Genomic DNA, 9,791 nt, shown 5'->3' on the forward strand with positions numbered 1-9,791 from the left:
TGGGGGGGAATTCCGCTCGAACCTACACCGAGGGGGAACAGCGGAAAAAATCCAGTTAACCCCTGAAGAGCTTACCACAGCAATTCGTGCTGCTAAAGCCATAGGATTACCCATAGCTGGGGTAGACATGGTACGCTCCCATCGTGGTCCGTTAGTGTTGGAAGTGAATTCTTCACCAGGACTAGAAGGAATTGAAAAGGCGACTGGGGTGGATGTGGCGGGGAAGATTATTGAATTTTTGGAAAAAAGTGCTGCGAATGATAAAAAAGGTACACCTCGCAGTGGAGCTGTTCGCGATCGCATCAAGTATTAAATTGTGATTCAATTTTAAGCAAGCCCTTACAGATAAAGACCCATCCCGTAGAGATAGTATAGCAATTTCATTTATTCAGACTACAGATAATGAGATGATGAGATCATGAAGTGATGGAGTGATGGGGTGATCAAGTGATGGCATGACGGGGTGTGGTGGGTAAAAGTATAGTACATATTAAAAGTACACGGATCTAGTAAATGGCAAGCAAGGAACATCTCACTCGACTCAAGCAAGGGGTAAGGATATGGAATGATTGGAGAGCCAAGAATTCTCGGCTCAAGCTCGATCTCAGCGCAGCAGATCTTAGTAATCTCGACCTCAGCCATGCCAACCTCAGAGATGCCTACCTCAGTGGGGCAAACTTTAAGGGGGCAAACCTCAGAGAAGCGGATCTCAGTAACGCAACACTAATTCGAGCCAACTTTTCTGAGGCAGACCTGAGGGAGGCTAACTTCAGCGGGGCAACTCTGAGTCGAACTAACTTTAGCAGTGCTAACCTCTCTGAGGCAGACTTCAGCTGGTCAAGTCTTGGTCGGTCAAGCCTAGTCAAAGCATGTCTTGAGGGTGCTAATCTTAGACAAGCGTACTTAGAGGAAGCCGATCTCAGTGGCGCTAACTTCAGCGGAGCCAACCTCACCGGGACTAACCTTGTTAAAGCTCAAGCACTCAGTACCAATTTTAACCGGGCAATATTAACCGGAGCTTGTCTGCAAAATTGGACTATCAACAGTGCTACCCAATTTGAAGAAATAGCTTGTGACTATATTTATCTCAATTTTCCTGAGCGGGAACGCCGCCCGAGTAGTGGTGAATTTGCCCCAGGTGAATTTATCAAGCTGTTTCAGAAAGTATCGGATAGTGTTGAGTTAGTCTTCGATAGGGGTATTGACTGGCTAGGGTTTGCCTATTCATTCAAAAAGCTAGAAGTTGAGCAGGAAAATGCTAAGCTAGTCATCCAAAGCATTGAAAATAAGGGGAATGGAGTAGTTATAGTCACGGTCAAAATCTCCCCTGATGTAGATCAGGCTAAAGTTCAAAACGACTTGATGCAGGGCTATGAAGTCGCCCATAAAGTTTTGCAGAAAAAATCGGAAGGGGAACTAAGTACTAAAAACAAAAAAAATCGGCAGTTTTCGAGGGAGATTAATTCCCTATTTGACTTGGTTAATCAACTCCCAATAATGGCTAAACTAATGGAATAAAATTATTAGTTTAACACCAGATATAGAATTGATAAAAAGCATTTTTGAAATAGGTGAGGTACACAAGTTTGGGATTTTTTTAAGGAATAGGGAATAAGGAATAGAGAATAGGGAACCGGGTTCCCTGTTCAACACTTCTGGCCTAATAGCTGCTCATGCCTAGTGTAAGGCTGCCTAATGGTTATCAATTTAATTTTGACGCAGTACTAGGTTATAGTGTCTGACATAGGTACATTTTTGATTAGGGTGTAAGGAATGAATCCAAGCCTGGAACAGTCAAGTATAGATACCACGACTATGATGACATCTTCCGAACCATTGGTCGAGGTGCCGAAAATCTTAGAAGAAGAGCGCATACAAAAGGAGCGTATGCATGATGTACTGCTGCTTCTGGAACATTTAGTAGAAAGGGAAGAAGCTACCGTTAAGCTGATCCTTGATTGCCTCTACGATGTCGGATCAGTCAACCTGATCAACAAAAAGTTTCAGTCTCGCTCCCTGAACTGGATGATGAAATCAATTGCCCGTATGTCTAAACCAGCCTTCAGAGTTGTTGCTCTGCGCTGGTTTAAGAAGAATTGTCCAGAACTGATTACTAAGTGGCTGCAGGAGCAAGTGCAAGGGAGTACGGAGCAGGGAGTAGAGAGTAAGGAGTAGGGGGAATAAAATTGACTACTGTACCTCATAAGTACGAGAAACGCGATAATTAAATGATCGTTCTCAGGATTAACATCAGGGATACTTCAGCAAATCGAAACGCAATATCAGGACTTACGCAACACTGGGGAATAAACGCGCTGATTTAGTACATTGGTATAATAAAGCACTCTACAGATTGATTTTATCCGTAAGTATTCAACAGCTTACTGCTGGCTCAGGCTATCCTGTAGAGCATCATGTTTGGATCACCTTGAGTTAGGAATTTTCACAAAACCAATAGTTTACAAATCTGGTCAAGCAGTTGACAATTTTCTGCTTACAGAAGAATTCTGTTGGTGCTTTGATATTGGTCATTCAAAAGCTTTTTTAGCGCCCAAGGCCAGTAGCATGCTCACAGTTTTTTCACAAAGTTTGATTAATCTTTCATCAGAGCTTAATCAAAGGAGCCTAATTTCTAAGTAAATACTCTGCGCGCGGTCTAAACAACCAGCTGATGCCTAATCTCATGACTATAGAGGGGAGGAGATGGAGAGAGTCAAGGTCGGCAAATGCAAGTTGTTAACAAGGCCAATGCTACCAGATTTGCTCTAAAAACTCTGATTTCAAACTAAGGAGAACGTTGATGAACACACAATCAGAAACTGCCATTAAGCACAGTGATGTAATCAACCAGATAGTACTGAATCGCCAAAACACCGAAGAAATTGGTCGGGTAGCTGAGCTGTGGCTCGACCCAATTGCTCACCAAGTTTTGGGTTTGGTTTGCAAGTCAGGACTGCTCGGTCACAAAAAACGGTCATTTACTTGGGCAGAAATTGAGACGATTGGCTCCGACAGCATTCTAGTTTACCTTGGCTCGGAAACCACAGCGAAAAAACCGGAATCTGTGGAATCGATTGTGGGACATCAGTTGTGGACGGACGGAGGGAATCAGGCAGGTACTTTGATGGACTATCGATTCGACCCCCAGACCGGGAAGGTAGTTGAGTATATCTTTGGCTCCAAGGGTTGGCGTGGTGTCACTGATGGCACCTACCGACTTCCCCCTGTCGCGATCGCTAGTGTGGGCGGTAAACGAGTGATGGCGATCGAGGCGATGGTGCAAAAGGCTGAGCAATATACGGGTGGCATCAATCACAAAATTTCTCAGGCGGCTGAATCCTTGAAAGATGACTACGCTAAAACCAAGGAAGATATGGCGGCGCTGGTGAAAGGGACTCAGGGGTTAGCGACTCAAGTGCAAGAAACTACTAAAAAAGTAGCGGATAATGCTCAAGATAAGTTCTCTGAGGTCGCTGGTCAAGTGCAAGAAACTACTAAAAAAGTAGCGGAGAATACCCAAAATAAGCTTTCTGAGGTCGCTGATCAAGCACAACAGACCACTAAAGAGCTAACTGGTAATGCTCAACAGAAGCTCTCTGAGGTTGCTGGTCAAGCACAACAGACCACTAAAGAGCTAACTGGTAATGCTCAACAGAAGCTCTCTAATGTTGCTGGTCAAGTGCAAGAAACTACTAAAAAAGTAGCGGAGAATACCCAACAGAAGCTCTCTGATGTTGCTGGTCAAGCACAACAGACCACTAAACAGCTGACTGGTAATGCTCAACAGAAGCTCTCTGATATTGCTGGTCAAGTACAACCGAGCAATAAAAAAGTAGCGAAGAATGCCCAAGAGAAGTTTTCTGATATTGCTGGTCAAGCACAACAGACCACTAAACAGCTAACTGGTAATGCTCAACAGAAGCTCTCTGAGGTCGCTGGTCAAATACAACCGACCAATAAAAAAGTAGCGGCCAATGCCCAAGAGAAGTTTTCTGAGATTGCTGCTCAAGTGCAACAAACGGCTAAACAGGTGACTGGTAATACCAAAGAGAAGCTTTCTGATGTCACCACTCAAGTGCAAGAGGCTACTAAAAAAGTAGCGGAGAATAGCCAAGAGAAGTTCTCTGAGGTTGCTGGTCAAGCACAACAGACTACTAAACAGCTGACTGACCAGGCTAAGGAAAAACTAGTTCAAGTAAAGACAAAGTTGCCGAGTGCTGACTCCGCTACTACTACAGACGCTGCTCAGAAAGACAAGACACTCAACCCTAGTTCTGAACCAGAATCTGCCAAAACAGCTCTTAATCACTTAGGACTTACCCAAATCTCTTAATTTAACGCTACTTGTAGGGTGGTAAAAACCTTGCCCACCCTACCCATGGAGTCTGTGCGTAAGTCCTGGCACTAACTGATCTATACAACTGAAAGAGAAAAATACCATGAGACAAGTCGCAATACTGGTAACTAGACAATTTGCAATGGTGCTAAGTATTTTAGCGATCGCATCTTTGTTATCTCTAGCTACTGATGGTAATGATAACTCTCAGTCTCAACCGACTCCGAGTTCACCAGAAGCAACTGCACCCCAAACACCAGCAGAAACCGCTGCATCCGAGAGAAAAGAAAAACAGAAGTCTCTGCAGAACATCATTTCTGTGTTAATGATCGCTGATCAGTAATGTCAGCATTCAGCTATCAGCATTCAGCTATCAGCCCTCAGCTATCAGCCAAAAGCCTATGGCCAACGGCTAACCGCTGACAACCCCGTAGCGTGCCCTAAGCGCATATGCTGAGATCGGCTTTTCTCCAAAGTTTCAACTCTGATTAATCTCAAACTATTAGGTACGACCCGTGGCGAATTTAATTCTTAATTCCGAAAGCGCACCTTTAAATTCTCCTGTTTGAGGTTTATTTTAAGCATTAGGCTGACAGCTGACAGCTGTTCGGTGTAGCGTGGCCTACGGCCAACGGCTGAATGCTTACTCAGTAATCACTTAGAAGGTGGCAAGAAACGTTTATTTAAGGAGAATTCAAACAATGATGACGACTGACAACAATAGCGATTGTGAATTTCTTCAAGAAGACAGTATATGGTCTGACCTCAGAGCAATAAGAGTTATCAATGGGCTGCAACAGGAGGTGCAATCCCTAGAAGCCTCAGTGAAACGGCTCCAAATCTTGCTGGTGTTAAGTATTGTGATCCTAGGAGGTAGTATTGCTGCCATCAGTCCCCTTGGTGCTATAACTTACAACCAGTTGCAGCAGCAATTTGCACCAGTAAATTCCTGGAAAACTACTCAATAAAACTGGTAATTTTTTGATTAATTATTGACCCTTAAAACTAAAAAATAAATACTATAGTATTACTAAATTAATTGTGAACATTTTTGATAATAAATTCCCGACTCCCGACTCCCTCGGTGCGCTTGAGCCGTAATTAAATTTGCCACGGGTCGCACCGCTCCCGACTCCCGACTCCCGACTCCCGACTCCCGACTCCCGACTCCCGACTCCCGACTTCCAGTTCTCTTTGCTATAAAAAACAAACACTAAATAGTCTCAAATAAAGGCCATGTCTAACAACAATAATCTAAGGAAAATAAGCACGATCAATAATTTTGGTATAGACAACAAACCCCTTTCTAACACAGCCCTTCCTGTTGTTACCCCAGTCAATCCTCTTGCTAATCTCCAAGAGCAACATATCGAAGAAGTCGCCGAAGCATTGGTGGAATTTCAAATGACTGCCATGTCCGATAAGAAGAAACAGGAGCAAGAAACAAAGCAGCTACAGAAAAAAATGGGTCGCTTCACCGCTATTTGGATGATTTTAATCTTGATGGTGGGAGCAGCAGGAGCTTGGACAGGATATTTCTTTTATACCCAGCTTAAGCAGCTAACTACAGAAATTACGTCATTGAAAGAGGCTCCGGCAGAATCAGAACAGGCAAAACAAGTTCAACAGCTAGAACGAGCAATATTTTGACTTCTGACTTCTGACTTCTGACTTCTGACTTCTGCTATAGCTGATAGTTTATAGCACTACCGATTAAAGTTAGGACATTGATATAAGCTGAAAAACTGTTGTAGTCAACTTTTGCCTATTGCCTATTGCCTCTTGCCTTGCCCGTAGCGCTATACCTCACAACCCTGCTTTTTCCCGTACCAAAGGCTCGAGAATTGTTAGCAAACTCAAGGGCATCAGCTCTTGACTAAGGGATTGAGCATAGGCAGCACTTAGATAAGCTTGGTACTCTGATTTACCAGCAATATAGGTTTGAAAAAATGCTAAACTCAATGCCTTCATATACTCCTGAGCAATAGTTGGGTCAGGACCAACCACTGCCTCAGGTAAGGGGACATCATCTTCTGATGGGGCGAGGGTGGAAAAGTGGGTTCCTCTCTTAAGCAATACTAGATACTTCTGTAGAGTTGTCAGCCAAGTAAAGGGTTGAATCTGTTCTGGTAACGCTGGCGCTATGGTATCATCACTACCAGCGACTACCATCAGGGGCACTTGAATTTGGCTAAGTTGGGATTTTCCTAAGACTGTGCTAGCAATTGGATTAATTGCGATCGCACCTTTAATCCGTTGATCCGATAACTGATAGTCCTGTGGTGGCAAATCAAAGGCACGACACTGAAGTAGTAGGGATATATTCAAGGTATCCTCATTTAAGGGAGCGCAATCCTTTTGCAATTGCTCAAAATTGATCTCAGCTCCAGCAAGAGCTAAGGATGTGTAACCCCCAAAGGACTGACCCAATACTCCCACCTGTTGCAAATTTAACTGCCCTTTAAAGGAACTTTCTAGTTCATCCAGTAACAACTTAATATCCACAGGACGGTTAATAAATTCTGATGGTGGAGCTGCCTCTTTGGCAAGACCAGTTAACAAAGCCTGTATTTGATCCGCATTACTGCCTGGATGTTCCGGTACAGCCACAGCAAATCCATGGGATGCCAGGTGATGGGCTAAGTATTCAAATGTCTTCCGTACTGAACCCAGTCCGTGGGAAATAACAATCACTGGTGCTAACCCTTCCCTTGGGGACTCTGGCAAATACAAGTCAACGGGAAACTCTCGCCGACGGTAATGGTCATCGAAGGTAATGGTTTGCTTGGCATAGCTTACTGAACCGGGTTGCCGTAAGTCTAGGGATTTTTCGGATAAAGCTCGCTCTGTCTGGGCTGCCGCTTCCTGCTCCGATGCCTGTTCCACTGCTGTAATGGCCGTCTGGGTTTGCTTAATCAGCTTGGATAAGTCATCAATAATTTCAAAACCCCGTTGTGAGTTAATCCGAATGCCGTAAGTCGGAAATTCCTGCAACACATTCAAAATCGTCAACCCTTCTGGCTTAAAAGCGGCTTTGATTAAAGCAGCTCGAATCGCATAGAAACCGGGTTGACGAGCTTTGGTTTGTATGACTTCACCTACCCGTTGTAGAATTATTTCCCCTTGAGGTGAGTAGAGGAATTGAGCGATCGCTACTGGTGTGACATCAATCGGAGTAATTAAGACCTGCCGCAGTTGTTTGAATTCTTCTGGCTTTACATACCCCGCATAGAAGGCTAAGGATGGCTCAACTTTGCCCACTGTCGCATAAACTTCTAGAGCTGCGATCGGTAGAGAAAACTCAATTGGACCATAGGAAATATAGATTTTCTCTGCTGCCTCAACTGGTGCAGAAATCATCACTGGAGTGATCAACAATCCTAGATTCAGCAGCAGCCATCTTAGTCTAGTTTGTAGTTTACCTTTTGCGAATCTGAACATATAGACTTTCCAAATGATTTGTAAAAATAGATGGTAATTTTTTCTAATACAAAAAACGCTGTATTCCTTACTAATGTTAGTGATTGGTAGTTTTAGGGAACCTAAAGCATTTCATTATTTGTTCACATCTCAAATGTAAATACTATAGCGCTACTCCCGATTGCCCACTCCCGATTGCCCACTCCCGATTGCCTCGGTGCGCTTTCCTTGTCTTGATGCAGTCGCTCATGGGGGGAACCCCCAAGACCGCGCTGCATCGCTAGGCGAATTAAATTCGCCACGGGTCGCACCGCTCCCGACTCCCTCGGTGCCCTTGACCCGTAATTAAATTCGCCACGGGTCGCACCGCTCCTGACTCCCTAGTGCTGCATCGGGCAAGATATTTGTATTATTTAATAAGGATTTGTCAATTTTTGATGACATTTAGGAGTAGATTAAATAGACTAGGATTATGTTCTTGCGAACTTTTGTGGTAGAGTGAATAACTCTAGCCAAGATTCAAGCTTGTTTTCCTAGAAAAGACTAACTAGTTTTTTAGTCTTTTTTGGGAGACTAGTTAGGATATTTTAAGATAAATAGGATAGCGTCTTAACAGGGTGCATCTTAACAAAAACTGGGGAGCTATAAGGTGCTCATTCCAGGTAAAAATTACACTTTGTTTTCTGGGCAATTGTGTGTAGCACTGTGGCTAGGGTAAACTAGTTTACTCATTGAATATAGAACATGAATACGTTAAAAGGACGCGATTTTATAGGCTTAGCAGACCTCAGTGCTAGTGACATTCAGGAACTATTGGATAAAGCCACTCAGTTAAAAAAAGGTCAGTGGACTCCTAGGTGCAATAAGGTTTTGGGATTATTGTTTTATAAGGCTTCCACACGGACACGGGTCAGTTTTTCCGTAGCTATGTACCAACTAGGGGGTCAGGTGATTGACTTAAATCCCAATGTCACCCAAGTTGGTCGTGGAGAACCGGTAGTAGATACAGCGCGAGTGTTAGATCGGTACTTGGATATTCTAGCAATTCGTACCTTTGAGCAAAAACAGTTGGAAACCTTTGCCGACTATGCCCAGATTCCAATTATTAATGCTTTGACTGATTGGGAGCATCCTTGTCAGATTTTAGCCGACTTGTTAACGATTCAGGAATGCTTTGGAACACTGGCTGGTTTGACATTGACTTATCTTGGCGACGGTAATAATGTTGCTCATTCACTAATGTTGGGCTGCGCTCTAATGGGAATGAATGTCAGAGTCGCCACACCACCAGCTTATCAACCTGATAGTGCTATTTGTGAGCTTGCCCTGAAAATGGCAGGTAGCCGTACAGAAGTAATGGTTACCGATGATCCAATAGCTGCTGCCAAGGAAGCTCAAGTCATTTATACTGATGTTTGGGCAAGTATGGGTCAGGAAGCCTCAGCTGAGGAGCGAATTCCAATTTTTAAGCCTTATCAAGTTAATCAACAGTTGTTAGACCATGCCGACCCATCAGCAATCGTACTCCACTGTTTACCCGCTCACCGGGAGGAAGAAATTACAGACCAGGTAATCGAAGGCTCGCAATCCCGTGTTTGGGACCAGGCAGAAAACCGTTTACATGCTCAAAAAGCTTTACTGGTCAGTCTTTTAGGGGTTGATTGAATCCTAAGGGAGTAGGGAGTAGGGAGTAGGGAGTAGGGAGTAGGGAACAGGGAATAGGGAATAGGGAGTAGGCAAGAGGCAAGAGGCAAGAGGCAAGAGGCAAGAGGCAATAAGCAAAAAATCCTGTGTACCTCATAGCTATGAAAACGCTATAACTCCCTCCACTCCCCATCTCCCCATCTCCCCATCTCCCCACACTTCCCACACTCTCCCCATCTCCCCATCTCCCCATCTCCCCACACTTCCCACACTCTCCCCATCTCCCCACACTTTTAACTCCAGTTACCCCCAAAATCTAGAAACTGCTTTTGCTCGCTGCTCCTAGCTTTAGCGGTTAGCAAAATTGTTGGGATATCCGCCGTTACTGCAT

The 9,791-nt window shown here is 44.1% G+C and carries 10 protein-coding genes and 1 pseudogene; 9 read left to right on the forward strand and 2 right to left on the reverse strand.

The window, feature by feature from the left end; translation table 11 throughout:
* The 7 genes and pseudogenes from F6J99_RS35210 to F6J99_RS35240 all read left to right on the forward strand — a co-directional run.
* Positions 1–313, forward strand: a pseudogene (locus tag F6J99_RS35210) (30S ribosomal protein S6--L-glutamate ligase); the annotation flags it as partial.
* A gap of 200 nt (positions 314–513) precedes the next feature.
* On the forward strand, positions 514–1,518 hold the full coding sequence (locus F6J99_RS35215) for a pentapeptide repeat-containing protein (RefSeq protein ID WP_293120139.1): 1,005 nt from the start codon (positions 514–516) through the stop codon (positions 1,516–1,518).
* Between the two features lie 255 nt (positions 1,519–1,773).
* Complete coding sequence (locus tag F6J99_RS35220) at positions 1,774–2,175, forward strand: hypothetical protein (RefSeq protein ID WP_293072267.1); 402 nt, start codon at positions 1,774–1,776, stop codon at positions 2,173–2,175.
* Between the two features lie 625 nt (positions 2,176–2,800).
* Positions 2,801–4,333, forward strand: a complete 1,533-nt coding sequence (locus F6J99_RS35225; RefSeq protein ID WP_293120141.1) for a PRC-barrel domain-containing protein — start codon at positions 2,801–2,803, stop codon at positions 4,331–4,333.
* 106 nt (positions 4,334–4,439) lie between these two features.
* Entirely contained in the window at positions 4,440–4,679 is a 240-nt protein-coding gene (locus F6J99_RS35230; RefSeq protein WP_070391229.1) for a hypothetical protein, read from the forward strand.
* 358 nt (positions 4,680–5,037) lie between these two features.
* Positions 5,038–5,304 (forward strand): hypothetical protein, encoded by a 267-nt coding sequence (locus tag F6J99_RS35235; RefSeq protein WP_149030778.1) that lies wholly within the window; start codon positions 5,038–5,040, stop codon positions 5,302–5,304.
* Positions 5,305–5,572: 268 nt separating this feature from the next.
* On the forward strand, positions 5,573–5,986 hold the full coding sequence (locus tag F6J99_RS35240; RefSeq protein WP_070391227.1) for a hypothetical protein: 414 nt from the start codon (positions 5,573–5,575) through the stop codon (positions 5,984–5,986).
* A 156-nt stretch (positions 5,987–6,142) separates the two neighbouring features.
* On the opposite strand, the gene F6J99_RS35245 is transcribed toward F6J99_RS35240, so the two are convergent.
* Complete coding sequence (locus F6J99_RS35245; RefSeq protein WP_293120143.1) at positions 6,143–7,777, reverse strand: alpha/beta hydrolase; 1,635 nt, start codon at positions 7,775–7,777, stop codon at positions 6,143–6,145.
* A 160-nt stretch (positions 7,778–7,937) separates the two neighbouring features.
* On the opposite strand from F6J99_RS35245, the gene F6J99_RS35250 reads away from it, so the two are divergent.
* Together F6J99_RS35250 and argF are read left to right on the forward strand one after the other, a co-directional pair.
* On the forward strand, positions 7,938–8,105 hold the full coding sequence (locus F6J99_RS35250; protein ID WP_293120145.1) for a hypothetical protein: 168 nt from the start codon (positions 7,938–7,940) through the stop codon (positions 8,103–8,105).
* Between the two features lie 395 nt (positions 8,106–8,500).
* Positions 8,501–9,421: an ornithine carbamoyltransferase gene (gene argF / locus F6J99_RS35255; RefSeq protein ID WP_293120147.1), complete on the forward strand. Its 921-nt coding sequence runs from the start codon at positions 8,501–8,503 to the stop codon at positions 9,419–9,421.
* Here the strand turns inward: argF and F6J99_RS35260 are convergent.
* Positions 9,399–9,653 (reverse strand): hypothetical protein, encoded by a 255-nt coding sequence (locus F6J99_RS35260; protein WP_293120149.1) that lies wholly within the window; start codon positions 9,651–9,653, stop codon positions 9,399–9,401. The two genes, argF and F6J99_RS35260, sit on opposite strands and share 23 nt — an antisense overlap.
* Between the last annotated feature and the right edge of the window lie 138 nt (positions 9,654–9,791).

This window comes from Moorena sp. SIO4G3 (assembly GCF_010692305.1).
Classification (GTDB): Bacteria; Cyanobacteriota; Cyanobacteriia; order Cyanobacteriales; family Coleofasciculaceae; genus Moorena; species Moorena producens_A.